This is a genomic window from Rubripirellula amarantea, from assembly GCF_007859865.1.
Lineage (GTDB): Bacteria > Planctomycetota > Planctomycetia > Pirellulales > Pirellulaceae > Rubripirellula > Rubripirellula amarantea.
Window position 1 is genome coordinate 1,066,290 of record NZ_SJPI01000001.1, and the last position, 25,498, is coordinate 1,091,787.

A 25,498-nucleotide genomic window follows, 5' to 3' on the forward strand; every position below is an offset into this window, starting at 1 on the left:
AATGACATGTGGCCAATTGCGTTTGGCAATCAGATGCTTCCCATCACGAAATAGCCAGCTTCCGATAATCGGGCTATTCCTTGGTTACCGACAAGATTCGCTTGTGGCCGGCAAGATCTTTAATGAACCGGATGTCACCGTAGCCAGCCTCTTCGGCGAGCTCCTGGCAGGCGTCAGCAATCATGGGGCTGAGCTCGATCAACAGCCTGCCGCCATCGACAAGCCGCGTATTGGCTTCGGCAAGAATCCGCTCGATGATCTCCGTCCCCTTGGGACCCGACACCAACGCCAACTTCGGCTCGAAGTCTTTGACCGAAGGTGACAATTCCTCATACTCAGCCGAGGTCACATAAGGTGGATTGCTGCAAATGATGTCGAACCGAGCGGGTGACTCAACGGCGGAAAGCAGATCGCTTTGCATAAACTCGATCCGATCAGCAACCTGATGCTTATCAGCATTCCATTTCGCGATGGCAAGTGCCGACTCGCTCTGGTCAACTGCGACGAGCTCCGCTGTGGGAAGCTGCTTGGCGATCGTGATCGCGATCACGCCGCTTCCGGTTCCAATATCTGCGATCTGCAGAGGACGCTCGGTAATTTTGGATGCTTTCGCCAAATCCAAGGCTTCGATGACGAGGTGCTCCGTTTCGGGGCGAGGAATCAGCACATTCTCGTCCACTCGAAACGACATTGAATAGAACTCTTTGGCACCTACCAATTGGGCAACCGGTGTTCCTTCGCCACGACGACGCACCATCTCACGAAACGCAATTTTCTGCTCCTCGCTTGGCTCTTCGTTGAACGCCGTATATAGCTGAATCCGTTCGCACTCGCGTGCGTGGGCGAGTAACACTTCGGCATCGAGTCGAGGAGAATCGCTGCCCTTCTTTTTAAAAAAGTCAGTGGTCCACTCCAGCAATCGCAATACCGTCCACGGGTCTTGGTTGGGCTGCGACACGCAATCTCCTAAAGCTGGTTGATAAGAAAGTTCTGAGGACGAAGTCGCATCGACATCATCGTGCAGGAATTCAATCGATTAGATCGCCACGGAGTTGATCGCGGTCATATTCAACCAAAGCATCGGTCACGGGAGTGACGACGCCGGTCATGATCTGATCAAGTTTGTAAAGCGTCAAATTAATCCGGTGATCGGTCAAACGGTTCTGGGGGAAATTGTAGGTGCGGATCCGTTGACTACGGTCCCCTGATCCCATCAAACCCTTGCGTTGCTCAGACATCCGAGCTTCTTCTTCTTCGCGTTTCTTTTCGTAGATCCGAGCCTTCAAAACACGCAGCGCCTTCGCCAAGTTCTTGTGTTGGCTTTTTTCGTCCTGGCACTGAACCACGATTCCGGTTTCATGGTGAGTCAATCGAACCGCAGACTCCGTTTTGTTGACGTGCTGACCACCAGGCCCCGAGGCGCAGAATTTGTCCAAACGGTAGTCGTCGGCTTTCAAGCTGACTTCCACATCTTCTGGTTCCGGCATCACCGCGACGGTTGCGGCCGAGGTGTGGACGCGACCTTGCGTTTCTGTTTCGGGAACTCGCTGCACGCGGTGTCCTCCCGATTCGTACTGCAGATCTCGGTAAACGCTTTCACCTTCAAACGTAAGCGTGATGTCTTTGAAGCCACCCATTTCCGTCGCGGTATGGTCCATGATTTCGACCTTCCAGCCTCGCAACTCTGCGTAGCGACGATACATCTCGTAGAGGTCACGGGCGAACAAGGCGGCCTCGTCTCCACCGGTGCCCGCGCGAATTTCCATCACGCATCGCGTTCGGTGCGAGTCCTCTCCACCGACCGTCAATGACAACAACTCTTCCCAAAGCTCTTCGCGCTGATGGCGTAAGGTTTCCATTTCAGCGAGCGCCATGTCACGTTCGTCGACATCTTCGGCCGCCTCAGCCATTTCCTTGCACTCGCCAATCTCGTCGGTCAAGCGTTTGAATTCGCGGTACTTGTTGGCGACTTTGGCAAGCCCACCGTGCTCACGTGCGGTTGCACTCATTCGCTCGCCATCGGCCGCAACCTCAGGCTTGGACATGTCATCTTCGAGTTGCTTGAATCGCGCGAGTTTTTCTTCGAGCGTGTCACGGATTGATCCGCTCATCGGAGGCCACTTTTAAAGGAGAAGAAGTTTCAGTCAGTCGTGAGGTATCTAGTCAAATCGGCACCACTCACGTCGGCACCACGAAAACAGCCGCAACGATCTCTCGATAGACCGTGCGGCTGCAGCGTTGTTGGATCGCTCGTGAAGCTACTTCTTCTTGCTCTTCTTCTTGGGCGCAAGTGAGCCGTATGTACCGGCTGCGAACTTCTTCTGGAACTTATCGATTCGGCCAGCCGTGTCAACGAACTTCAGCTTGCCGGTGTAGAACGGATGGCATTCGCTACAAATGTCGATGCGCAGTTCGTCTTTCACTACACTTCGAGTGGTGAAGGTATTTCCGCAACCACAAACGACGGATGTATCTTGATACTTAGGGTGGATGCCTTCTTTCATGGCGTCTCTCACAAATTGCTTAGGGGTGTGCGGCACCTGGCTTTGTACAGGCACCATTCTTAGGGACACTCGCGATGAAAACTCGGGCGACAGAGCGTCCAGAGTGATTAACCGGGGCCGAAGTGTACGGCCAAGTCCCCCTTTTCCACAAGGGATACGGCCAAAACAGGCGATTTTTGCGTCCTGAATGCCTCAAAGGAGGGCCTGACAGGGCTCTGAAAACGCTGAAATGGCGTGTCGGACTGCAAAAGGAGCCTCTATCATGATCTTTCCCCCGAACTCAAACTTGCTCGCAGAACACCGATTTGTCGATCTCTCCTATCCGTGACGAGGCCACCATCGCGATCCGCGAGCGGGTTTACGTGGACGCGGTACGGGCCGCTGGCTGGGGACTTGGCGTCAATTTTGCATTGATGATCGTCAAGTTAGTCGGCGGAATCTTCACCGGGTCGTCTGCCCTGATCGCCGACGCAGTGAATTCAATCGGCGACGTCGCCAGCGCTCTGGCTGTTCGCGGAGCACTCGGGGTGGCCCAGATCGAAGAGGACGAAGATCATCCGTACGGTCACACCAAGGCCGAGTCGATTGCGGGACTATGCGTATCACTACTAGTGACCTTTAGTGCCGGGTTGTTAGCCATCGAAACGGCGAAACGTCTCGGCGGCGAGCTTATCGTCCCTGGAAAAATCGCCGGCGTGATTGCTGCGGTTTGTGCCATTGCCAAAGAGGTGATCTACCAATACACCCACCGAGTTGCCAATCGCCTTCGCTCTTCGTCACTACAGGCTGTCGCTTGGGACCATCGCTGTGATGCCATTGGATCGGGCTTCATTGCCGTTTCACTGCTAGCCGCTCCTTACCTGGGATCGGCCGCCCCGTGGGTCGACCCCATCGCCGCAATCTGCATTTGCGTGATGTTAATGATTGCTGGAATACGAATCTTTTCGGCAACCGCTCGCGAGCTTATGGATCAACAAGCTGACGCAGAAATGGTCAACGAGGCCCGCCAGATCGCATCGCAAGTAGGCCAAGTGATCGATGTCGAAAAGCTTCGCATTCGCAAGAGCGGCTTAGAGTACTTCGTGGAAATCCACATCGAAGTCGATGGAAAAATTTCGGTCTCGGAAGGGCATCGCATTGGCCACGATGTTAAAGACGCACTCCTCATTGAAATGCCCCGAGTCCGAGACGTTCACGTTCACATTGAGCCCCATGAGTGACAAAATGAGTGACAAAAAAATCCTCGCCGATAGGACTATCGACGAGGATCACACTTAATTCAAAGCGAGGTCACTGACCTTCCGCTAGAACGTTGAAATTACTCTTGACAATTCGGGCATTCGCAGCCCTCGCATTCACAGTCATCGCCATCGCAATCGGCGGGACACTTATCGCACTCGCAACCGCTGTCCACGCTGATCAATTGAGTATCCGCAACAGCCTTCGAGGCAGAACATGACCCGGCGGCACAGCAACTAAGCTTGGCATCAGTGGAGACGAGCGAAGCAGCATCACTGCAACCGCAGGCATCGCAAACGCAACTCGAGCAGGTGCAGTCACCTTCGTCACAACATCCGCAACCGACTTCGCACTGCCCACAAGGACATGTCAGCGAACCCGCCGTTGAACTGGCTGGCGATGTGAAAGTCATTGCGGCTAAGACTGGAACCGCCACGTAGGCAAGCATAAACATTCTAAACATAGCTTCATTTCCTAATACAGATTTGGTATTCAAAATTCGTTTGGTGAAAATTTGTAAGTCGTTGTTACCAGCGACTTCCTATTTCAACCAACAGCAAATCTGGGCGCAGTGCTGCTGCGCGAATAAGAAACGAGGTGGCGGAGCTTCAGCAACTTTCGGCAGATCAAAAGTTGACTCAACGAGTTCCACGCTAGGTTGCGCGAGCACCCAATCCGCTAAGACAGATCGGTCGACCTGCATCGACGTTGACGCCACCAAGGTGTACTGACCACTGCACTTGAGACAGCTTTCGCAGTCATTCTCTCCACCACAATGAGAAACGGGTGCGTCGGCCGTCGTCGCACAATTCGTGTTCGTAGTCTGGCAATGAGAGCAAGCCGGAATCGTCGCCGAAGCGTGCTGCTGCATTGACTTGTCTTGCTTGCAACAACAGCTCGCGTCGACCAAGACAGGCCAAAACAAGATGACCATACCCGCGAAAAACGCAGGCAATCGCTTGGCGACGAGACGAAGTTGCTTCGGTGACATGCACTCATTATAGGCGGAATGCCAAACTTGAGCCTAGAGAATTTCCCTATTTGGCGTTCGCCATCGCTTCAAGCTGGACGGTCGACCTGCCCTGCTCTTTTTCCAAGTAAGCTCTGCCAAACTTCACGTTGACGTGATCCCAGGGCAATTTGTCCATCATTTCGTATTTCTGATGGACTTGCTGCTCGATATCAATTCCAGCATCCTCAATCGCCTGCCACCAACGTTTAGGATCCATGTATTCAGTCCAACCATCCATTCGAGCGCCGCGTTCCCAAGCCAGACGAATAACTTTGCCGGTACGACGGTCACCGCGACTGAGCACGCCTTCGAGCAAACTCGTTTCGATGTCATGACACTTTACCGTCACGCTGCGAATCTTCACCAGACTTCGCATGTACCGGTGCGCCCATCGGAAGTAGTCCCGCGTTTGCATGCCGTTCCACTGGTAAGGCGTATGAGATTTGGGAACGAAATTAGAAACGCTCGCAGTCACTCGGGCGAAACGCCCCGTTTCCTCTTTGCCGACGGTTGCGATCATTTCGGCAAGCTCCACGATCCCCTCCAAATCGACGGGACGTTCACCGGGTAAGCCGCACATGAAATACAGCTTCACGCTGTCAAAGCCATGGTTGAAGGCGACACGACAACCATCAATCAAGTCGCTGTTCTTGATTTTCTTGCGAATCTGTTCACGCATGTCATCGCGTGCGACCTCCGGTGCCAATGTCATGCTGCGACGTCGATCACTGCCGAGCAAAATAGGGATGGTCTTCAGCTGGTCATTCACCCGCAAACTTGGAACACTAATATTCACTCCGAGCGGACGAAACACCTCGTGAAGTCGCATGACAAGTGGTTCGAAGTGCGGGTAGTCACTGCTGGAAAGCGAAAGAATGCTGATCTCGTTGTAGCCGGTGTTTTTGTAGCTCTCCCATGCAGCATCAACGATCGTCTCCACTTCGCGAACTCGCAGAGGTCGCTTGATAACGGTGCTTTGACAGAAACGACACAAGTGAGGACAGCCGCGCATGATCTCGACGGCGATTCGGTCATGAACCGTTTCGATGTATGGCACAATGGGCGACGTCGGTAACGGCATGCCATCAAGATCACTGATCGTACTCGGTGCGATCGTTTCAGGGACGTCACCGCGAGTACGGTTGATGGCTGCGATGCGACCTTCTTTGTATTCAGGCTCATAAAACCGCGGCACGTAGGCGCAATCCATTTTCTGAGCGACCTCGGCCAAAGCATCTTCACGTTGCTTGCGACCTTCTTCACCTTCGGCGAATGAGCCATCCTCGCGAGCGTAGCGTTCCTTCAATTCAATCCACAAATCGCAAATCACTGGCAAGACGGGTTCACCGTCGCCGATGATCAGAACGTCGAAGTAATCGGCCATCGGTTCGGGATTCTGGGCGCAGGGGCCACCGGCGATCATCAGAGGATCCGCCATCGTTCGGTCAACGGCTTCGAGCGGAATGCCGCCCAAATCCATCATGGTCAGAACGTTGGGACCGCTGATCTCATATTGCAAAGACAATCCGATAACATCGAATTCCGATAAGGCGGTGAATGTTTCGAGGCTGTACAGCGGCACGCCGTGTTCGCGCATCTTGGCCTCCATATCTGGCCAAGGACAAAACACCCGCTCGGCCGCCCAGTCCTCTCGGCGGTTCATCATCGAATACAGAACCTGCAGACCATGATGGCTCATTCCGATGGTGTAGGCGTCCGGAAACCCCAAACACAACTTGCCACGAACCTCGCGGTGATCCTTAACCACAATATTTCGCTCGCCACCAACGTACTGCGCAGGCATTTGAACGTGAGGCCAAACGCGGGATTCGAGGATTCGTCGTCGCTGTTGATTTATCATGTCTTAGTGGTGGTTGCGTTACGAAACAGGATTGGGCCTGCTAAAGTGTGACCGAAAACAGGTGGCAGACACAAGGCAAACCAAAGGTGATCTTTCGTGAGTGATTTCGAAGTTGTCGGCAAAGTAAGTGAATTTGAAGATAATCAAGGTCGAGCCGTCGTCGTAGACGGTCGCATGGTTGCCGTGTTCAAAAAAGGCGACCAATGGTACGCAATCGACGACCTGTGCCCCCACATGGGTGCATCGTTGGCCGAGGGTTATGTCGAAGACAATACGGTCACCTGTCCTTGGCACGCTTGGCGATTCTGCATCAAAGACGGAACCTGGGAGGACAATCCTCGTGTGAAGGTCGACTCGTTTGAAGTCAAAGTCGAAGGCGACGATGTGATGGTCAAGCCCATCGACTAGGTTTGCAGTGACTAGCATCCGGTGCTTAAGTTTTTGTTAACCAAGTTTGCATTAATGAAGCATTCTTCGTTTCGACATCCATCGGACCGAAGCTAGCCCACAGCCTAACGCCGTTCGCGAAACTCGATCTAACACCCCCAACGCTATCACACGCTAAAACTTTCGCCCACGGCGAGCACCTTCGCCTGGCAGCCGGCTTGAGCAACTTGCTTAGCCCATGCGTCAGCGTCTTGATCGATCGGCGGCCACGTGCCGTAGTGCGTAGGGAGAACCATTTTGGGTTCGATCAACTTGATCGCCGCGATTGAATCGTCCAACCCCATTGTGAACAGGTCACCGATCGGTAGCACAGCGACGTCAACACCACTGGCATAGAACTTCATGTCGCTGAAGTAAGCCGTATCGCCAGCGAAGTAAATTCGCTTGCCCTGAATGGTTAGCACAAACCCCGCGGCACATCCCCCATAGGTTCCGTCCGGAAGCCCGCTAGAGTGAATTGCCGGCACCATTTGAACCCGACCAAACGGAAGAACAATGCTGCCGCCAATATTCATACCGGTGGTGCTGGTTACTTCCTTGCCGCTAAACCAAGTCGCGATTTCAAAGTTTGCCACCACGTTGGAATTGCAACGCTTGGCGATGACTTCGACGTCGGTGACATGATCAAAATGGCCATGCGTCACCAGTATGTGCGAAACGTTGTCCGCGAAATCGACCTCTGAAACTTTGGCTGCTGGATTATCCGTAAAAAACGGATCGAGCAATACGCGATGATCGCCCGTTTCGATCAACCAAGAAGCATGGGAAAGCCAAGTTAGTTTCGTCATGAGCAGTTCTAAACGTGGGGAATCGTTGCTGGTTTGAGCGGATTACAAAAGTGAGGTTTCAACTCACCATTCTTCGCCACGCAAACGGGCAATTTCCATGGCGTCCTTGTCACCGCGACCTGACAAGCAAACCACAACATGTTCATCGGGCGACATCGTGGCGGCGATGTCAACGGCCTTGGCAACTGCGTGGGCAGTTTCCAAGGCACACATGATGCCTTCTGTTTTGGCTAGGCGGTCGAACGATTTCATCGCCGCTTCGTCACCGCAATCGATGTAGTCGACTCGGCCGGAATCCTTCCAATAACTGTGCTCGGGTCCAACGCCTGGATAATCAAGCCCGGCGCTCATCGAATGAACGTCACATGTTTGTCCGTCCTCGTCCTGCATCACGTAGCTGTAACTGCCATGCAGAACCCCAGGACTTCCAAAGGAAAGCGGTGATGCGTGATCACCGGGGTTGTGGCTTCGGCCGCCCGCTTCGACGCCCACCATGCGAACACCTTCGTCTTCGACAAACGGATAGAACATGCCCGCCGCGTTGCTGCCTCCCCCGACACAAGCAACCACGCAATCTGGCAATCGGCCAAACTCAGCCACCGATTGCTCGCGAGTTTCGCGACCGATCACGGCCTGGAAATCGCGAACCATCATCGGAAACGGGTGAGGCCCGATAACGCTGCCAATGATGTAGTGAGTATCCTCGACCGAAGACATCCAATCTCGCATCGCTTCGTTAACTGCGTCACGCAGCGTTTTGGATCCACTTTCAACACTGCAAATCTCTGCCCCCAGCAATTTCATGCTGAACACGTTTGGTTTCTGACGACGAATGTCCTCAGCACCCATGTAGACCTTGCAAGGCAATCCGAAGTGAGCACAAGCGGTCGCTGAAGCGACTCCGTGTTGGCCTGCGCCAGTTTCCGCGATCACACGAGTTTTGCCCATTCGAAGCGTCAAGAGTGCTTGTCCGAGCGTGTTATTAATTTTGTGAGCGCCGGTGTGATTGAGGTCTTCTCGCTTGAGCCATATCTGTGCACCACCGACTTCCTTGCTAAGCCGCTTAGCATGGTAGAGCGGGTTGGCCCGCCCGACGAACGTCCGTAGCAATTCACTCAGTTCGGCCTGGAAAGAGGGATCATTCTTCGCCTTTTCATACTCTTGCGATAATTCGTCCAAGGCACGGGTCAGCGTTTCAGGCACAAACCGCCCTCCGAATTCGCCAAAACGCCCCCGGGCATCAGGGACGGACGCGGATGCAGATGCGGAAACCGGTGAAGTGGTCATGAAATTCCAAAGCTGGAAATAGTGGAACTGAAATTTGGACACCTGGTGACGTCCCAAGATAGTCAAACCGCGTTTGGGACTCGATCGTCACAGTGGCAATTGTCCCCAGGAATCGCCGAACGGTCAACGCGATCGGTCGGTCCAACCCAAGAACACTCAAATTTGCTCTGTGATTGTCGGTTTGCTTGAAGGCAGCCCACCCAACCGATAGCTCACCCAACCGATAGCCCGCTTGACCGATAGCTCAGACTACCTGCTAAACTTCGCCGCATGAACAAATCAATTCAACTTGCCGTTCACGGAGCGGCCGGACGTATGGGACAGCGAGTCCTAGCCTTGGCCGCCGAAGATTCCGCCATTGAAATCGTTGCCGCGATTGAACATGCCGCTAGTCCCAAACTCGGCGTCGACGCCGGACTCAACGCGGGTATCTCTGCTTTGGATCTGGAATTGTCCGCTGACTGGCCAGCCGCCGCTTCCTGCGTGATCGACTTTTCGCTGCCAGTTGCCGTCGATGACTGCATCGCCAAATGCGTCGAAACCAAAACCCCCTTGGTGATGGCCACCACGGGCCTGACCGAGATCCAGAAGGCACTCCTGCACGATGCCGCCAAAACGATCCCGATCGTGTTCGCGCCAAGCATGTCGATGGCGGTGAACTTAACCATGAAAGTCACTCAGCAAATCACCGAGACGCTGAAGAACGTTCCCGGCGGACTTGACATCGAGATTCTTGAACGCCACCACCGATTCAAGGCGGATGCCCCCAGTGGAACGGCACTTCGATTTGGCGAACTGATCGCTGAAAAGATGGACGGTGACGTCACACACTTGCACGGCCGTGAAGGCGAAACCGGACAGCGAACTCGAAATGAGATCGGCTATCACGCGATACGAGTTGGTGACAATCCCGGCGAACACACGATTGTGTTTGGCATGCTAGGTGAGCGGATCGAAGTCAATGTCGCCGCGAGCAATCGCGACTGCTACGCATCGGGTGCGATCGTGGCTGCTAAGTGGTTGCAGGACAAATCGGCTGGACTGTACAGCATGTTCGATGTGCTAGGACTCTAGCCGATATGGCCAAATGCGACGAAGGCTACCGCTGTGATGTTTGCGGCGAAGACGTCACCTCAATCGTCGTCAGTGACCTGTACCTTCGTTTCGTCATCGGCGAACTTGACCCCGAGGTGCTTCACACTTCTCCGGAACGACACCTGCGGTGCAACCCAGTGCTGGCTCAGTTCATCGAGCATGAAAATTTCGAGCCAATCGCTGCGGAGGGCGAATTTGCCAAGCCGCTGCTCGACGCCGACTATGTCCGAGATCGCACCCGGTTAGTCACCCGCGGCTACGAGCGTTTGCTGGAAATCGCTAATACCGAGGGTGATCGCGATGTGACCACTTACCCGCTTCCCGAAGTCATCGACCGGTATAAGTAGTCTACGGTTGAGCTAACCAAATCTGCTACGCTCTGACATCAAAGGTAGGCAACTCCAACGCAGAGCATTTCTTTTGTCAGGCAAACTATTTAATCGCGGATTCATGTCGCTCGTCGCGAGCCAGTTTTTTGGTGCGATGAATGACAATGTGCTCAAAGGCATCCTGACATTCATGGTCATCGACGGCGCTTGGGCTGGGCACTTGGGCTCCGGTGGACAAGGGATCGTGGGCATCTGCTTTACGATTCCCTTCATTTTGCTTTCCGGCTATGCGGGGCAATTGGCCGACCGCCATTCCAAGAAGACGGTGACGCTATGGGTCAAAGTCGCCGAGATCCCCATCGTCTTGGTTGCGGGCCTTGGATTTTGGATGGGGGACCTATGGATCACTTTATCAGCTCTCGTCGCGCTTACCTGCCAAAGTGCGTTCTTCGGGCCCGCCAAATACGGAATGATCCCCGAGCTTGTCGACGACGAACAACTATCCAAAGCCAATGGCACCATCAATATGATGACCAACGTTGCCGTCATTGTGGGAACGCTGGTCGCCGGCGTTGTAAGTGATTTGTATGCTCCGCAAGACAGCAAGATCGCTGGCATCGTATCGCTGCCGATCATCACGCTGTTCTTGATCGCAGTCGGTGGACTGATTGCTGCTTTGTTCCTTTCGCCATTGCAGCCAGGCGATCGGTCTCTCAAGTACAACTTCAATCCCTTTTCGACTTACATCGAAACCATTCGTGAAATGTCCAAGACACGGCTATTGATGGTGATGATGGCGTGGGGATATTTCTATCTGCTAGCTGGCATCGCACTGTTTATTGTGCCAGAGTACACGGTCGTGCTGGGAATCAACCGCGCCGAAGCAAGCGTTTTGATGGGTGTGCTAGGTGTTGCCATCGGCGTGGGCTGCGCAGTCGCGGGGCTCGTCTCGGGCAACCGAATCCAACCCAAGCTTATTCCGATCGGCGCGTTCGGATTAATCTTGTTCTTCACACTGCTGGCTGCCGTGCCACCTTGGATGCCCGATGCATCGCCAATGGCTCGTGTTGCGCTAAGCAATGTTTCGTTCTTTATTCTAGGTGCCGGCTTCTTCGCAGGTTTCTACATTGTTCCTTTGCAAGCCTTGCTGCAGAAACTTTCCCCCGACAATGAACGAGGACGATTCCTAGGCACTGCCAACGCTGTGTCGTTCGCGTTTCTAACCGTCGCAGCATTGTTCTACTGGGCGGTTCGTCCTGCGTTCGGCGATAAACCTCAGCACATCTTTTACCTCAGCAGCGTTCTGATGGCGGCCGGTGCTGCGTTCTTCCTGTATCGTTTACGTGGTACTGGACTAGTGATGGGCAAAGCAGCTTAGATACTTCCACAAAAAAAGATCGCTGAGCAGGTCCTGCTCAACGATCTTGATGTTGTCGATCATTGCTAAGCGGCGAAGTGCCGTTGATCACTTACTTCTGAATTTCAACCAACTGTTCTTCTTTGGCCATCTCGCGAATTTCTTGCGTGATCTTCATCGAGCAGTACTTCGGTCCGCACATGCTACAGAAGTGAGCGCTCTTGAAGGTATCCTGAGGCAATGTTTCATCGTGGTAACGACGGGCCGTTTCGGGATCGAGCGCCAATCGGAATTGTTCGTTCCAATCAAATTCGAACCGCGCCTTGGACAACGCATCATCGCGATCTTGCGCACCCTTTCGTCCGCGAGCCACATCAGCCGCGTGGGCGGCGATCTTGTAAGCAATCACACCTTGCTTGACATCTTCTTCGTTGGGTAGCCCGAGGTGCTCCTTAGGTGTCACGTAACACAGCATCGCTGCGCCGTGCCAACCCGCCATCGCAGCCCCGATACCCGACGTGATGTGGTCGTAACCGGGTGCGATATCGGTCACGAGAGGACCAAGCACATAAAACGGAGCACCGTCGCAAATCTCGATTTGCTTTTCGATGTTCATCTGGATTTGGTGCATCGGAATGTGGCCGGGGCCTTCAACCATCACCTGGGTGCCAAGCTTCTGGCCCCGCTTCGTCAATTCCCCGAGCACTTCAAGTTCAGCAAATTGAGCTTCATCGGAAGCGTCCGCAATCGACCCGGGACGAAGTCCATCGCCAAGTGACCAAGTCACGTCGTATTGGCGGAAGATTTCGCAGAGATCATCAAAGCAGTCGTAAAGCGGGTTTTGCTTTTTGTGGACCATCATCCACTTCGCGATCAACGAACCACCTCGCGAAACGATTCCGGTAACGCGGTTGGCACTCAGGTGCAAGTGTTCGAGCTTTACACCGCAGTGGACCGTCATGTAATCGACGCCTTGCTTGGCTTGATGCTCGCACATGTCCAAGAAATGCTGCGCGGTCATATCTTCGATGTTGCCACCGAGCTCTTCCAACATTTGATAAATCGGCACGGTTCCGATAGGCACTGGCGATGCATCGATAATCTTCTTGCGAATGTTATCGATGTCTTTGCCGGTCGACAAATCCATCACCGTATCCGCACCAAAGTGAACAGCAGTGTGCAACTTGTCGAGTTCTTCACCTACGTTGCTCGTCACCGCAGAGTTGCCAATGTTCGCATTGATCTTGCACTTGGCGGCGATGCCGATCGCCATCGGTTCAAGAGCTCCAGCAGCGTGAACCTTGTTCGCGGGAATTACCATGCGTCCTGCCGCGACTTCATCGCGGATTAGTTCGACAGCGAGGTCTTCACGCTTGGCAACGAACTCCATTTCAGGAGTGACTTCACCGGCGCGGGCGGCAGTTAATTGGGTATGGCTCATCTATCAAAAAGCTCCATCGGCGTTGAATTTGGACACCAAGTTATAGGCACGAAGCCCGTCAATGAGTAGGTGCAACCACGATTAAAGCGTTTTGAGATATTCTAAGACTGCGTTTTTTTCATCCTCAGAGAGCAAATCCGGATAATCGTGCCCCTGGTTACTCTTGCCAAAACGCCGAGTGTCGAAGTAAGTGCGCCGCACTGCGACATCGGGGTGCGTTAACGGCACCTTATCAACCACTTCGATCGAAAACCCCATCTTCGCATCGTCAATCGCCTCTGAAATCCGCCGCCACACCTGGGGCCGCTGAGTTGGGTGAAGCACATGCCAAAGTGTCGGAACACTTCCGTTGTGAAAATACGGCGGCGATGCCCAAATGCCATCCAATGGCGGTGCAACATACCCATCGGGGGCCACAATCGTGTCCTGCTGATCATCTTGGCCGACGTTCGCAAACCAACTACTGGCGTATTTTTTTCGTCCTTCAACTGATAAGGCCTTGAGCCGAACAGGGTCAGTCCCAATGTCGTTGATCGGAATTCGACGATTGGGGTAGGTCCAATCGTCACCTCCAAATTGACGGTCGTACGTTCCGTGACATTCAGCACAGGTTTGGTTGAACACTACCCTGCCCTGCTCCGCGAGATCCACGTTCACTTCGCCTTCGTACTTAGGCGGTCGCAAAGACGCGAGGTAGTCGTAGACATCGCGAAAGGCATTTTCATTTTCGCGATAGAACTCTGGTCCGTTCTCAGGAATCAACGTGAACTGCATCAATCCGCGATGCCCCTTTTCGGCGAATCCATCAATGTACAAATACGGTCGCTTATGAAACGTCCACCAGGGTGGAGCGTCCATGTCATGATGAGTGAATGAAGTCGGCGGAGTGTTAACGACATTCAAATCAGCGTCACGACTGCTCATCAATCCCATCCCAAAGACCACTGCGTTAGTGGTCCCATGGGTCGTGCCCAAAGGAATGAACAACGCTCCCATGTCCATGCGTGAGAACGGACGACCGAGTTTAAACTTCGTCGACCGAATTTCTTCAGTCATCGTTTGCAAAGCAAAACGATTGTTGGGCGCCCCGGGCGTTGACTTGCCATAAACACTGCCGCCGTGACATGAAAAACAATTCATGGTCCAAGTACCATCATCGTCGACGACGTACTGCAGCGGTTTGCCGGAATCATCATCGGGACGAGTGGTCAGTCCGTAACGCTCAAACGCCATCGCCCGGCGTTCTTGCAACGTCGCGGTTTCGGCTTGACGGCGAAGAGGCTCAGGCCACGACTGCCAAACCTGATCAAACGTGTCCTGAGAAAAATCACTGGTCAGCACCGGGTGCTCGGTCAGAAACCGATATCCGCGTTCAGCCGAACTGGAAGTCCGAACGGTTTCGTCGGCGGCGAGCGGAACCCAGCCAATCCCTATCACGCTAAAACCAACCAAGCAAACGGTGGCAAGCAGCGGGTGAGAAAATGGACGCAACGGATTTTGAAACTTCATCATGCCTCATGGTAGACCGACATCAATAGTCGCGGCGCAACGTATTTTACAAAGTCTGTCCGTCACGGCTGCAGAACCACGCTTACATTCCCAAACCGTTTGATAGTGCCACCTTCCGACTTCCCTGTCTCGCGGACCTGATTGCGGGTAACGAAACTTCGCTCACCAACATCAGGCTCGACTGCAGGCACCACGTCCTCGCTCATAAGCCGATAGGGCCCCTCAATGACGCACAGAAGGTATTCTCGCATGAGGGGATCCAAAGTTTCGACTGCCAACTTGCCATCGTTCCCCACATAGCTTTTCGCTTCAATCAACCCTGCCTCAATCGCGATTGCTGATTTACCGGACTGATTAACCCACTCGATTGCTTCCCGCCATCCTTCGCCACGGTAGGCCAAGTAAGCAGGATTGGCAGCCCATTGGCGAATTGTTCCCTGGGAAACCATTAGTCCGACCAAGATCACGCTAGCCCAAACCCAGTCAAGATTTCGTCGTCTCGACATGGATGCCACACTTCCGCCTACTAACACGGCGAACACTGGCAATAGCCCGATGAAGTAACGACGGTGCCAAAGATGCACCCATTGTGTCCGCGACAAAAACCAAAACGCGAACACGACGACCACGCTTAACAGACCCAGCGCTATAAACTTCCGATGGTCTTTCGATCGGAACAATGCGATGGGTAAAAGCGGCAATAGCCACAGCCATAGCCACGACCAAACTTCAGTAGCCTTGGCAAACGCGGGCGCAACGGCGAAGGCCCCCCAACGCTCGCGGACCAACCAAGTCGGCAACAGCAGAAAATAGAAAACCGCTAACATCCCCATCAACATTGCAACGACTGCAAGCTTTTCTCGCCTTTGCAATGTCCCACTATCGACCATCGCCAAAAGCAACACCCCTAACATCACCACCACACTCGTCGGTTGAATCACGGCCGCGATCAACGTAGTGACAGCGATCGGCAAAACGCTCCTTGATTCACCCAGGTAGCTGCAAACAGCCAGGGTGGCCAACAGAATGATCGACGCATAGGGACGAAGCTCGGTCCCAAAGAAAATCGAATTCGTCTCTACCGCCATCACCAATCCGGTTGCGAGACCAGCCGTTGCGTTGAACTTTCGGGTCATCGCCACGCACAACAACGATGCTGACGCAGCCGTACAAAGAACACTGCTCATACGCAGCGCCACCTCGCTGTCACCTGCAATTGCCCGCCACAGCCACAACGCCCAAAACCACACTGGTGATTGGTTTCCAACAACCGCTCGCGGTGCCACATCCCCTAACGCCCCCCACACGCACCAAGTCGAATGCAGTTCGTCGACCCAGAAACTTTCGTAGCAGGAAGGAACTCGAACCGCCACCGCGATCGCAAATACGAGGACAGCCGGGAAAATATCGCGAAGAAATTTCAACCGCCCGCTGCCTTAATGACTTGGCATGCGGTTGCAATTTGCTCGGCACTAACATCCAAGTGCGTTACCAATCGAATCGCTTGCGGACCAATTGCAAAGCATTGAATGTCATGTTCAGCCAATTGATCCACCAATTGTTGAGCCGTTCCCCAAGACGGAGCAATGTCGATCGCAACGATATTGGTATGCACGTCGCCGCCACGGATCGAGAATGCTTCACAACTCGTCGCTGCCTCACCTAGCATCCGAGCATGTTGATGATCGATGGCAAGTCGTTCGCGATGATGGTCGATGGCATAGAGCGCGCCGGCGGCGATGATCCCCGCTTGCCGCATGGCACCGCCGAAAAGTTTTCTAGCCCGGCGTGCTTCCTCGACAAAGGCTTTCTCCCCGACCAAAGCTGAACCAACCGGGGCTCCCAAGCCTTTGCTAAAACAAACGCTGACCGAATCAAAGGGTTCGCACAGTTCGGCTTCCGACTTGCCAGTAGCAGAAGCGGCATTCCACAACCGAGCTCCGTCGAGATGCGTCTTGAGTCCCTGGCCTTCGGCCCACCAACAGGTCTGCACCACGTCGTCCTGGGGCTGGATTCGTCCTCCCCAACGATTGTGGGTATTTTCTAGACACAGCAGTTTGGTACGGGTGAAATGCTGATTTTCGGGATGGACCTTGCCTTCGAGATGTTCCACCCGCAGGGTTCCCTGGTCGCCCGGGACGGTCTTGGCCACCAAACCGCTCAGCCCGGCAAAAGCACCCTGTTCGTAGTGATAGATATGACAATCGGCCTCACAAATGAACTCACTGCCGCGTTCACAGTGAACCCGAACGGCCACTTGATTGGTCATACTGCCGCTGGGCATGAACACAGCAGCCTCTTTTCCCAGGATTTCGGCAGTTCGTTGTTCCAGTTTTTCGACCGTGGGGTCCACGTCAATCACCGCGTCCCCCAGCGGCGCGTCAATGATCGCCCGCTTCATTTCGGGCGTCGGCTTCGTGACGGTGTCACTGCGAAGATCAATCATTCGATGGTCTGTTGTAAGTGGGCCTACGAAATCGGTGTCCACCGATCTATCATTTCATTTTAACAGCGTACCCACTGATCCGGCGATCCATGTCCACGGCCTCCCCCCCTCCTCTAAAAATTCAACAAGTTGACGCACGTAGCGGATCGGCCGAGATTCTCGACCAACTTCGCGTCAAGCTCTCGCCCGATGGCAACGTGGTTTCTCCGCGAGGCCGAGCGTTGACCGAGGAAGTGTTTGGCAAACCGCTGACCCCCATCGAAGTTGTCGAAACCATTTGCACCGATGTTCAACGGGATGGCACCTCGGCACTCTTGCGATACAACCAAGCTCTCGACAAAGCGAACCTTAGTGCTGAACAACTAAGAGTACCCGCTGCTGACTTAGCCGCGGCTCACGCTGCCGCCGATCCAGCGTTGCTCGCTTCGATTCGCCGAATTCGAGATAACGTTGCCGAGTTTCAAAAAGCGATCTTGCATCAAGACGTCACGATTTCGCCCAAGCCCGGTGTAACACTGACGCAGCGATACGTTCCTTTGCGACGAATCGGTGTGTGTGTTCCCGGCGGTGCCGCTGCCTATCCGTCGACTGTTCTGATGACCGTCGTTCCCGCTCAAGTGGCCGGCGTCAATGAAATCGTCGTCATCGCACCGCCTACTCCCTTCGGCGCCTACAACACAGATATGTTGGCAACCTGTCACGAACTTGGTGTGACGGAAGTTTACCGAATGGGTGGCGCGCAAGGTGTTGCGGCACTTGCCTACGGATGCGACGCGGTGCCCGCGGTCGACAAAATCGTTGGCCCTGGAAACCTGTTCGTCGCACTCGCTAAGAAACACGTCTTCGGTACAGTCGACATCGACTCCTTTGCCGGACCGAGCGAAGTGATCGTGCTTGCTGACGAAACTGCGAACCCTGCTTTTGTCGCTGCAGACTTGTTAGCTCAAGCCGAACACTCGCCTGGCTCTGCGATCTTGATCACGTGGGACGAAACCCTCATCGACAAAGTGCAGGCGGAACTTGCAATCCAAGTTGCAAAGCTCAGCCGTAGCGAACTCACCGTCGACTCGTTGGAAGCATTTGGGGCGTTGATTTTGGTCCGCGATGAAACGCAAGGTTGCGAGTTGACCGACTCCTTCGCTCCCGAACACCTTCACATCGAAACGGCGAACCCGCGTGATCAAATCGCAAAGATTCGCAACAGCGGAGCCGCATTCCTTGGACACCACACACCGGTGGCACTTGGCGATTATGCCGCCGGCCCCAGTCACGTTCTTCCCACCGGCGGAACATGCACTTGGGCAGCCGGCTTATCAAGCAACAGTTTCTTGCGCAGTGGTAGCATCACGGAATTTGACGAAATGGCCATAAAGCAAATCGCCCCCGATGTGATTGCATTAGCCGAGAAAGAAGGGCTCACCGCACACGGTGAAAGCGTTTCGATCCGAGTAAGATCGTGAGATGAGTGATGTCAAAAAATTCACTGACTTGATGTTTTGGCAACGTGCCAGAGGTTGGTCGAAGGAGATTTTCCGGCTCATCAAAAATGAACCGCTTGCATCCGATCGGCGACTTGTGATTCAAATCAATGACTCATCCGAATCAACCACGGCAATCATCGCAGAAGGAGTCGGCAGAGGCACACAGGGTGAGTTCATTCAGTTCTTGGGATATTCAATGGGCAGCCTACTGGAAACTCAGTCTCATTTGGTCGCCGCCTACGGTCGCGAGTACATCGACGCCGAAACGTATCAGCAATTGTTCAACGAAGGAGTCTCCATTCGCCGAATGATAAACGCGTTCATGAAGTCGATGACAAAGCATGGATCGGGAGTCCAACACATCCGACCGTACAAGAGTTGGTCCAGTGAAGTGTGGGAAATGTACGAAAAGTTCACCGGAGAAAAACGCGCTGAGATGTTCCGAGACAAACCGGACGGCACCACCGAAGACGAAACCGACAAAGAACCGTGACTCATTACCCAGTACTCAGTACTCAGTACTCAGTACTCATCAACCGCGTTATGCTGACGACTCACCCCAACCACCGCCCCCCATCGCCAACCATGACTTCGCTCTTCCGCCCCGCCCTTTCCAAGATGCTTCCCTACACACCGGGGGAACAATCCGCGCCGGGAAAAGTCATCAAACTAAACACCAACGAAAATCCCTACCCGCCCTGCCCTGCGGTCGTTAAAGCGATTCAAGAAGCAGCCACGGGAAACATTAATCGTTACCCCGATCCGATGGCGACGGCTTTCAGGCACGCTGCAGCCGATGCACTTGGTTTACCCGGCCCCGAATGGGTGCTTGCTGGAAATGGCAGCGACGAAATATTGACCATGCTGGTGCGAGGCTTCGTCGGCGAAGGGGAAAAACTGCGTTTGCCCTACCCCAGCTACATTCTGTATCGCACGCTCGCAGACATCCAAGGTGCGTCTTGGGAACAAGTTCCTTTTAACGACGATTGGAAACTTGCTGCTGAGTTTGGGGAAACCAGCGATAAGCTCAAACTTGTGTTGCTGCCCAACCCTAATAGCCCCAGCGGCACGATTGTCGACCAAGAAGAAGTCGCGGCGATTGCCAATTCGCTCGACTGTCCACTGGTTGTCGACGAAGCCTACGTTGATTTCGCGAACCAAAACTGTTTGGAATTGGTTCAGCAAAACGAGCGAGTCATGGTCACTCGTACGCTTAGCAAATCCTACGGGCTCGCTGGCGTACGTTTCGGGTTTCTCATCGCCCAGCCTCAGATCATTGCCAACTTGGCCAAGATCAAAGACAGCTACAACTGCGACGCCATTTCGATTGCCGCCGCGACCGCGGCGATGTCGAGTCAAGATTGGCTCAAAGACGTTGTCGCCAAACTAAACGCCACACGAGCCCGAATGGAAACAAAGCTCACCGAACTTGGTTTCCACGTCACGCCTTCGCATGCGAACTTTGTTTGGTGCCAGCACCCCGATGGCAATCATCAAAGTCGTTACGAATACCTCAAAGCAAACCAGATTTTGGTCCGATACATGCAATTTCCTGACTGGGGCGACGGACTACGGATTAGCGTGGGCACGGACGACCAAATTGACGCCTGTTTGATGATGCTAGAAAGATTCTCATGAGCCGAACGAAAACGATCCACCGCAAGACCGGTGAAACCGACATCAAGCTGACCATTGATCTCGATGGCGACGGAAGCGGTACGCGATCTAGCGGAATCGGATTTCTTGACCACATGCTCGACTTACTCGCTAAACATGCGTTGATCAATCTTGACGTCGATGCCAAGGGCGACCTGCACGTCGACGACCATCACACCGCTGAAGACATCGGCATCGCACTGGGTCAAGCCATTCACGAAGCCCTGGGTAATCGAGCAGGCATCCGTCGATACGGTCACTTCACGCTTCCAATGGACGAGTGCTTGGTAACGGCCGCGGTGGACCTGGGCGGACGTTACGCATTCGAGTATCACGCTCCGATTGGTGCGTCGAAGATCGGCACCTTCGACAGCGAACTCGTCGAACACTTTTGGCAATCGTTTGCTGCCAACTCCAACTGCAACCTGCACGTTTTGTTGCACCATGGTCGCAACGGACACCACATTGCCGAATGTGTGTTCAAGTCAGTTGCCCGTGCCATCCGCATGGCAGCCGAAAGCGACCCAAGAAGCGACGCCGTGCCCAGCACCAAGGGCGTGCTGTAAGTCGACGCCTCATGCGACGATCTGGCAAGATCACTCGCTGGCTCTTGAGTCTATTTCTTACTGACGAACAGGCCGATAGACGCCAGTCCAACCAAACTCAGTAGCACTGAAAACAACATGAAGTTTGAAAGCAGTGCGATCGAGGTCAGCATCACCATGGCTGCGACCGCCGCGATGCGGGGTGGTAGCAGCCAAAGCGTGAATCCGGCCATTGTCTCCGACGCGATCACGAAACGGCTGTACCAAGTCGCCAATACTCGTTGAACGTCAGCATCGAAGTTTTGGCGAATCAGGTTGAATACCCAATAATCTCGGTCGACGAAGTAGATGTCATAGAACACTTCGCCCGACCAATACTCCGACGTCCATTTACCGATTGCACCGCCGAGCAAGATCACGCTGATGATTGCTCGACTTAAGAACGCGCCTTTGCTAAGCAAGCGTTCGGGTTCATCGCAATCCAGTCGCGTCACGTACCACAGCGACCATAACGCGGTCCACCATGCGGTTACGAACGTCATGTCGTTGTAACTTCCCTGGTGAACACAAGTGATCGTCAAACCTGCGAACGAAATCAAAGCGAGGGCGATAAGCGTCCGCCGATTGCCAACAACAACGCCTAGACCTGACGCAACCACGGCAGCCAAGAATGCGACAACAAGGACCGTGTTGGAACGAAAAAAATCGGGGAAGAACGAATCGAAGATTGGAGTTTCGCCGTACAACCGAACCGAAGCGACGTAGTACGTCCACTTCCATATCAGCGCCAGCGAAAGCAACGCCTGCACGATTCGATAGGCAACGATAACTTTGCTCGGCAACGTGATCTCTTTGTCCACCGGAGTATTTGACAAGCTGGTATCGCTCATGGTTCGTCCAATCGCAACATCAAGTAACCTTGTTCAGAATCCGGCTTCAGATGAAACCGAGATGTCAGCCGCTCGCCTCGATAGGTCGATTCAATCGTGAACCAACGGTCCTTGCCATCTTGCAAGTGAAAGAACCTTGCGTCTGCGAACGTCATCGTCCGCGCGGGGAAGTGGTTGCAATAACGCCCCGACAATTTGGGGTCCAAGTTAATCATCAAGGGATCCACCAAGTCCGGCGGATAATCTTGAACGTCGCTTCGATTGGCGAAGTTGTACATCGCCGGAATCGGAAACTGGATCGCGAAGATCGCAAACGAAGCACTACGCAAATGGAAGCGGTTCATTGTGGCGTGAATGATCGGCTTCACCCACGGCATCAACAGCAGCCAAACCGCAATCACAACCACCAACGCGACGATGGCCAAAAAACCATGATCTCGCTGCGTCTTCACTCCTTCGCCGATTGCGTCGTCCTTGACCGCCTGCATCGCACGATCAACCTTGTTCGAGGATTTGAAGCAGTGTTTCGCGAACCACCTGCGGGTTCGCATTCGGGTTCTTTCGCTTGGCTTGTCCGATCAAAGAGCCCACTGCTTGCTTTTTGCCAGCTTGGTAATCTTCGGCCACTTGGGGGTTGGCAGCCAACAATTCACGGCAAAGGTTCTCGATCTCGCTATTATCGACTGACTCGATCCCCAAATCCGCGATCGCCTGATCGACATCGCACGACTTTTCGATCATATGTGCGAGCACGTCACGTGCCCTGCCCTGTTCGAGATCGCCTTTGGATACGCGACTGAGCAGATCGCCGAGTTGCTCAGCTGTAATGGGATAATCAGTGATTTCGATTTGCTGGTCGTTCATGGCGCGCATCACGTCCTGCTGGATCCAAGAACTCGCCCGCTTTCCGTCTCCTGAAATGGTGGCAACCGATTCGAAGTACGTGATCAATCCGGGACCTTGGTTCACGATCACGTCAGCGTCGTATGGCTTAATCCCGTACTGCCCTTGCAGTCGCTCGCGAAGCGCTGCGGGAAGCTCGCCAAGGGAAGCTCGTATCGCTTCAACTCGTTCGCGAGGCAATCGGATTGGTAGCAGATCGGGGTCGGGGAAATAGCGGTAATCGGCAGACTCTTCTTTCTCGCGTTGCAGGAACGTCTTTCCGTCCACATCATTCCAACCACGAGTCGTCTTGGATTCATCCTTGATTGTCTTTCCGGTCTCTTCCCACAAGTCGTATTGGCGACCAACTTCGTACTCGATCGCACGCTCGACTGCGCGAAACGAGTTCATGTTCTTCACTTCGACGATCGGTGTGGCAACCTTCTTGCCATCAACGTCGATGTGCAGGTTCACGTTCGCGTCGACTCGCAGACTGCCTTCCTGCATTTCACAGTCGGATATGCCGAGATGAGTCATTCGCAACTTCAATTCCTGCAGGTAAGCCTTGGCTTCGGCCGATGACCGCATGTCAGGCTGACTGACGATTTCAAGCAGTGGCGTTCCGCAACGGTTGAGGTCAATCTTGGTATCCGATCGCCCTGCTGCTTCGTCGTGCATGCTCTTGCCAGCGTCTTCTTCCAAGTGAGCACGAATGACACCGATCTTGCATGTCTGGTCTGGGTTCGAAGGGTCCGCGATTTCGATGAACCCATCGGCGCAAATCGGCAGGTCAAATTGGCTAATCTGATAGCCCTTGGGCAAATCCGGATAGAAGTACTGCTTTCGGTCCCATTTCGTCATGGGTGGAATCGAACAATCGATGGCCAAACCAGCTTTGACTGATAAATCAATCGCCGCTTCGTTCATCACCGGCAATGCTCCCGGCAGTCCTAAACAAACTGGACAAACCTGAGTATTTGGCGGCGCACCAAACTCGGTGCTGCAGCCACAGAATAACTTTGTGTTCGTCTTGAGTTGGACGTGTACTTCCAGTCCGATGACTGTTGTCGCGGGATAACCATCAATTTGACTCATTACACTGCCTCCCCGAACGAGGCGGGACGTTTCTTATGGTGATCTGTAACGGATTGGTATGCTGCACCAGCGAATATTAAACGAGCTTCTTCTAACGCCGGAGCTTGCAATTGGATCGCCAATGGCAATCCGCTGGCGTCAAATCCCGATGGCATCGATAAGGCCGGGATACCGGCCAAGTTCGCACCCGTGGTAAATAGGTCGCAAAGGTACATCTGCAGCGGATCGTCAACCTTGTCCCCCAGTTTGAAAGCAGGGGTAGGCGCAACGGGCCCGAGCAACAAGTCCACTTGTGAAAAGGCTGCGTCATAGTCGCTCTTAATCAAGCGACGAACTTTCAAGGCCTTGTTGTAATAGTCGTCGGCATAGCCTTCGCTAAGTGCATACGTTCCGATCATGATTCGCCGTTTGACTTCCGCACCAAACCCTTCGGCACGACTGCGGCAGTACGTCGTCACCAACGGCCCCAGATCAGCATCGGTGGCAATGTCTGCGGCGCGGTGTCCATAGTGAGCACCGTCATACCTAGACAAGTTGCTGCTGGCTTCACTTGGTGCAATCACGTAGTAGGTTGGCACCCAGTATTCGCTGTGAGGCAAATCAACTTCGATGATTTCGGCTCCCGCTTCAACAAATACCTTGGCGGCCTCCTCGACGGACTTGCGTACGGAATCTTCGATTCCTTCCACCGACATCGTTTGCCGCAAGATACCAATCTTAAGACCGCGAAGATCCTTCGAAGCCAAAGCGTGAGTGTACGATCCCACATCGTGCTTCAGCGAAGTTGAATCACGATGATCATGTCCTGCGATCGCATGCATCACAGGCGCGATATCGGCAACGGACCAACCCAGCGGACCGACCTGATCAAGACTACTGGCGAATGCGATCAGACCATAACGACTAACGCGACCGTAGGTGGGTTTCATCCCCGTCACCCCACACATCGCAGCGGGTTGGCGGATCGAACCACCGGTGTCCGTTCCCAGGCTGGCGGGCACCATGCCGGCCGCAACGCAGGCCGCGGCACCACCGCTACTACCACCGGGAATCCGAGTCGTATCCCATGGGTTTCGTGTGATTCCGAAGGCGCTGTTTTCAGTTGACGCTCCCATCGCGAATTCATCCATGTTGGACTTTCCGATGATCACCGCATCGGCAGCTCGCAATTTTTCCACCACGCCTGCGTCGTAGGGTGGTCGAAAGTCCTTGAGCATCTTTGATGAACACGTGGTAGGCATGTCACGAGTGCAAAGCACATCTTTGACTGCAACCGGCACTCCAGCGAGCGGTCCGAGCGGTTCGCCAGCAGAACGCTTGCGGTCAATTTCCGCTGCCGCGGCGAGCGAAAGTTCTCGGTTCGTATGGGTAAATGCGTTGATCGTTGCATCAACGGCAGCGATGCGGTCAAGTGCGGCGGTGACGATCGCGACGGCAGACAATTCGCCTTCAGCCTGCAATCGGAGTATTTCGGGGACAGAATCAAGCATGCAGCAACGCCAGGGGAACACGGTTTCTTGAGATTTGCTGTGATTATCAACAAGTCACGTCAATGAGGCTAGACGTGTCGAAACACTAAGTCGACGTGGCATCACAGCATCCAAACGCCCGATTGTCGGCCCAATCGCAGCAAA

At 53.9% G+C, this 25,498-nt stretch carries 23 protein-coding genes; 9 read left to right on the top strand and 14 right to left on the bottom strand.

Features of this window, described 5'->3' with window-relative positions:
- Positions 1–73: 73 nt before the first annotated feature.
- From prmC to rpmE, 3 genes are all read right to left on the bottom strand, one after another.
- A complete protein-coding gene (gene prmC / locus Pla22_RS03880; protein WP_146513441.1) occupies positions 74–958 on the bottom strand; it encodes a peptide chain release factor N(5)-glutamine methyltransferase in 885 nt (294 codons plus the stop codon).
- 70 nt (positions 959–1,028) lie between these two features.
- A complete protein-coding gene (gene prfA / locus Pla22_RS03885; RefSeq protein ID WP_146513442.1) occupies positions 1,029–2,111 on the bottom strand; it encodes a peptide chain release factor 1 in 1,083 nt (360 codons plus the stop codon).
- Between the two features lie 147 nt (positions 2,112–2,258).
- On the bottom strand, positions 2,259–2,504 hold the full coding sequence (rpmE, locus tag Pla22_RS03890; RefSeq protein WP_146513443.1) for a 50S ribosomal protein L31: 246 nt from the start codon (positions 2,502–2,504) through the stop codon (positions 2,259–2,261).
- Positions 2,505–2,809: 305 nt separating this feature from the next.
- On the opposite strand from rpmE, the gene Pla22_RS03895 reads away from it, so the two are divergent.
- A complete protein-coding gene (locus Pla22_RS03895; RefSeq protein ID WP_146513444.1) occupies positions 2,810–3,724 on the top strand; it encodes a cation diffusion facilitator family transporter in 915 nt (304 codons plus the stop codon).
- Positions 3,725–4,780: 1,056 nt separating this feature from the next.
- On the opposite strand, the gene Pla22_RS03900 is transcribed toward Pla22_RS03895, so the two are convergent.
- Positions 4,781–6,616, bottom strand: coding sequence for a TIGR03960 family B12-binding radical SAM protein (locus Pla22_RS03900; RefSeq protein WP_146513445.1), 1,836 nt, complete (start codon positions 6,614–6,616; stop codon positions 4,781–4,783).
- Positions 6,617–6,712: 96 nt separating this feature from the next.
- On the opposite strand from Pla22_RS03900, the gene nirD reads away from it, so the two are divergent.
- Positions 6,713–7,024 (top strand): nitrite reductase small subunit NirD, encoded by a 312-nt coding sequence (gene nirD / locus Pla22_RS03905; protein WP_146513446.1) that lies wholly within the window; start codon positions 6,713–6,715, stop codon positions 7,022–7,024.
- A gap of 146 nt (positions 7,025–7,170) precedes the next feature.
- Here the strand turns inward: nirD and Pla22_RS03910 are convergent, their stop codons facing one another.
- Both Pla22_RS03910 and trpB read right to left on the bottom strand, forming a co-directional pair.
- Positions 7,171–7,851 (bottom strand): metal-dependent hydrolase, encoded by a 681-nt coding sequence (locus Pla22_RS03910; protein WP_146513447.1) that lies wholly within the window; start codon positions 7,849–7,851, stop codon positions 7,171–7,173.
- 63 nt (positions 7,852–7,914) lie between these two features.
- Positions 7,915–9,138 (bottom strand): tryptophan synthase subunit beta, encoded by a 1,224-nt coding sequence (trpB, locus tag Pla22_RS03915; RefSeq protein WP_146513448.1) that lies wholly within the window; start codon positions 9,136–9,138, stop codon positions 7,915–7,917.
- 270 nt (positions 9,139–9,408) lie between these two features.
- Here trpB and dapB point away from each other — a divergent pair, with 270 nt between their 5' ends.
- From dapB to Pla22_RS03930, 3 genes are all read left to right on the top strand, one after another.
- A complete protein-coding gene (gene dapB / locus Pla22_RS03920) occupies positions 9,409–10,212 on the top strand; it encodes a 4-hydroxy-tetrahydrodipicolinate reductase (RefSeq protein ID WP_146513449.1) in 804 nt (267 codons plus the stop codon).
- A 5-nt stretch (positions 10,213–10,217) separates the two neighbouring features.
- Complete coding sequence (locus Pla22_RS03925) at positions 10,218–10,580, top strand: hypothetical protein (protein WP_146513450.1); 363 nt, start codon at positions 10,218–10,220, stop codon at positions 10,578–10,580.
- 73 nt (positions 10,581–10,653) lie between these two features.
- Positions 10,654–11,940 carry an MFS transporter gene (locus Pla22_RS03930; protein ID WP_146513451.1) on the top strand — a complete coding sequence of 429 codons (1,287 nt, stop codon included), beginning with the start codon at positions 10,654–10,656 and terminating at the stop codon, positions 11,938–11,940.
- A 91-nt stretch (positions 11,941–12,031) separates the two neighbouring features.
- On the opposite strand, the gene thiC is transcribed toward Pla22_RS03930, so the two are convergent.
- The 4 genes from thiC to Pla22_RS03950 form a co-directional block, all read right to left on the bottom strand.
- A complete protein-coding gene (gene thiC / locus Pla22_RS03935) occupies positions 12,032–13,360 on the bottom strand; it encodes a phosphomethylpyrimidine synthase ThiC (protein ID WP_146513452.1) in 1,329 nt (442 codons plus the stop codon).
- A gap of 81 nt (positions 13,361–13,441) precedes the next feature.
- Entirely contained in the window at positions 13,442–14,872 is a 1,431-nt protein-coding gene (locus tag Pla22_RS03940; protein ID WP_242631780.1) for a c-type cytochrome, read from the bottom strand.
- Between the two features lie 59 nt (positions 14,873–14,931).
- The gene (locus tag Pla22_RS03945; protein ID WP_146513453.1) at positions 14,932–16,293 is read right to left on the bottom strand and encodes an ArnT family glycosyltransferase; all 1,362 of its coding nucleotides are present in this window, start codon (positions 16,291–16,293) and stop codon (positions 14,932–14,934) included.
- The gene (locus Pla22_RS03950; protein ID WP_146513454.1) at positions 16,290–17,315 is read right to left on the bottom strand and encodes a threonine aldolase family protein; all 1,026 of its coding nucleotides are present in this window, start codon (positions 17,313–17,315) and stop codon (positions 16,290–16,292) included. Before Pla22_RS03950 ends, Pla22_RS03945 begins: the two co-directional genes overlap by 4 nt.
- Before the next feature lie 89 nt (positions 17,316–17,404).
- Here Pla22_RS03950 and hisD point away from each other — a divergent pair, with 89 nt between their 5' ends.
- From hisD to hisB, 4 genes are all read left to right on the top strand, one after another.
- Entirely contained in the window at positions 17,405–18,775 is a 1,371-nt protein-coding gene (hisD, locus tag Pla22_RS03955) for a histidinol dehydrogenase (RefSeq protein WP_146513455.1), read from the top strand.
- A 1-nt stretch (position 18,776) separates the two neighbouring features.
- Complete coding sequence (locus Pla22_RS03960; protein WP_146513456.1) at positions 18,777–19,289, top strand: four helix bundle protein; 513 nt, start codon at positions 18,777–18,779, stop codon at positions 19,287–19,289.
- A gap of 92 nt (positions 19,290–19,381) precedes the next feature.
- Positions 19,382–20,434, top strand: a complete 1,053-nt coding sequence (gene hisC, locus Pla22_RS03965) for a histidinol-phosphate transaminase (protein ID WP_146515214.1) — start codon at positions 19,382–19,384, stop codon at positions 20,432–20,434.
- The gene (hisB, locus tag Pla22_RS03970; protein WP_146513457.1) at positions 20,431–21,018 is read left to right on the top strand and encodes an imidazoleglycerol-phosphate dehydratase HisB; all 588 of its coding nucleotides are present in this window, start codon (positions 20,431–20,433) and stop codon (positions 21,016–21,018) included. Before hisC ends, hisB begins: the two co-directional genes overlap by 4 nt.
- A 50-nt stretch (positions 21,019–21,068) precedes the next feature.
- On the opposite strand, the gene Pla22_RS03975 is transcribed toward hisB, so the two are convergent.
- From Pla22_RS03975 to gatA, 4 genes are read right to left on the bottom strand one after another with little or no spacing between them, the layout of a single operon-like run.
- Positions 21,069–21,887 (bottom strand): hypothetical protein, encoded by an 819-nt coding sequence (locus Pla22_RS03975; protein WP_146513458.1) that lies wholly within the window; start codon positions 21,885–21,887, stop codon positions 21,069–21,071.
- On the bottom strand, positions 21,884–22,375 hold the full coding sequence (locus Pla22_RS03980; protein ID WP_242631781.1) for a hypothetical protein: 492 nt from the start codon (positions 22,373–22,375) through the stop codon (positions 21,884–21,886). The genes Pla22_RS03975 and Pla22_RS03980 overlap by 4 nt, the downstream gene beginning before the upstream one ends.
- A gap of 7 nt (positions 22,376–22,382) precedes the next feature.
- The gene (gene gatB / locus Pla22_RS03985) at positions 22,383–23,864 is read right to left on the bottom strand and encodes an Asp-tRNA(Asn)/Glu-tRNA(Gln) amidotransferase subunit GatB (protein ID WP_146513459.1); all 1,482 of its coding nucleotides are present in this window, start codon (positions 23,862–23,864) and stop codon (positions 22,383–22,385) included.
- Positions 23,864–25,354 (bottom strand): Asp-tRNA(Asn)/Glu-tRNA(Gln) amidotransferase subunit GatA, encoded by a 1,491-nt coding sequence (gene gatA / locus Pla22_RS03990; RefSeq protein WP_146513460.1) that lies wholly within the window; start codon positions 25,352–25,354, stop codon positions 23,864–23,866. Before gatA ends, gatB begins: the two co-directional genes overlap by 1 nt.
- Positions 25,355–25,498 lie beyond the last annotated feature (144 nt).

Bases quoted from the DNA above. Each gene is read 5' to 3' on its own strand.
- hisD (WP_146513455.1), top strand. From the start codon at position 17,405: ATGTCCACGGCCTCCCCCCCTCCTCTAAAAATTCAACAAGTTGACGCA.
- hisB (WP_146513457.1), top strand. From the start codon at position 20,431: ATGAGCCGAACGAAAACGATCCACCGCAAGACCGGTGAAACCGACATC.
- Pla22_RS03960 (WP_146513456.1), top strand. From the start codon at position 18,777: ATGAGTGATGTCAAAAAATTCACTGACTTGATGTTTTGGCAACGTGCC.
- Pla22_RS03900 (WP_146513445.1), bottom strand. From the start codon at position 6,616: ATGATAAATCAACAGCGACGACGAATCCTCGAATCCCGCGTTTGGCCT.
- Pla22_RS03975 (WP_146513458.1), bottom strand. From the start codon at position 21,887: ATGAGCGATACCAGCTTGTCAAATACTCCGGTGGACAAAGAGATCACG.
- thiC (WP_146513452.1), bottom strand. From the start codon at position 13,360: ATGAGCCATACCCAATTAACTGCCGCCCGCGCCGGTGAAGTCACTCCT.
- Pla22_RS03940 (WP_242631780.1), bottom strand. From the start codon at position 14,872: ATGATGAAGTTTCAAAATCCGTTGCGTCCATTTTCTCACCCGCTGCTT.
- gatB (WP_146513459.1), bottom strand. From the start codon at position 23,864: ATGAGTCAAATTGATGGTTATCCCGCGACAACAGTCATCGGACTGGAA.
- rpmE (WP_146513443.1), bottom strand. From the start codon at position 2,504: ATGAAAGAAGGCATCCACCCTAAGTATCAAGATACATCCGTCGTTTGT.
- Pla22_RS03980 (WP_242631781.1), bottom strand. From the start codon at position 22,375: ATGCAGGCGGTCAAGGACGACGCAATCGGCGAAGGAGTGAAGACGCAG.
- Pla22_RS03910 (WP_146513447.1), bottom strand. From the start codon at position 7,851: ATGACGAAACTAACTTGGCTTTCCCATGCTTCTTGGTTGATCGAAACG.
- dapB (WP_146513449.1), top strand. From the start codon at position 9,409: ATGAACAAATCAATTCAACTTGCCGTTCACGGAGCGGCCGGACGTATG.
- trpB (WP_146513448.1), bottom strand. From the start codon at position 9,138: ATGACCACTTCACCGGTTTCCGCATCTGCATCCGCGTCCGTCCCTGAT.
- prfA (WP_146513442.1), bottom strand. From the start codon at position 2,111: ATGAGCGGATCAATCCGTGACACGCTCGAAGAAAAACTCGCGCGATTC.
- gatA (WP_146513460.1), bottom strand. From the start codon at position 25,354: ATGCTTGATTCTGTCCCCGAAATACTCCGATTGCAGGCTGAAGGCGAA.
- Pla22_RS03950 (WP_146513454.1), bottom strand. From the start codon at position 17,315: ATGATTGATCTTCGCAGTGACACCGTCACGAAGCCGACGCCCGAAATG.
- hisC (WP_146515214.1), top strand. From the start codon at position 19,382: ATGACTTCGCTCTTCCGCCCCGCCCTTTCCAAGATGCTTCCCTACACA.
- Pla22_RS03925 (WP_146513450.1), top strand. From the start codon at position 10,218: ATGGCCAAATGCGACGAAGGCTACCGCTGTGATGTTTGCGGCGAAGAC.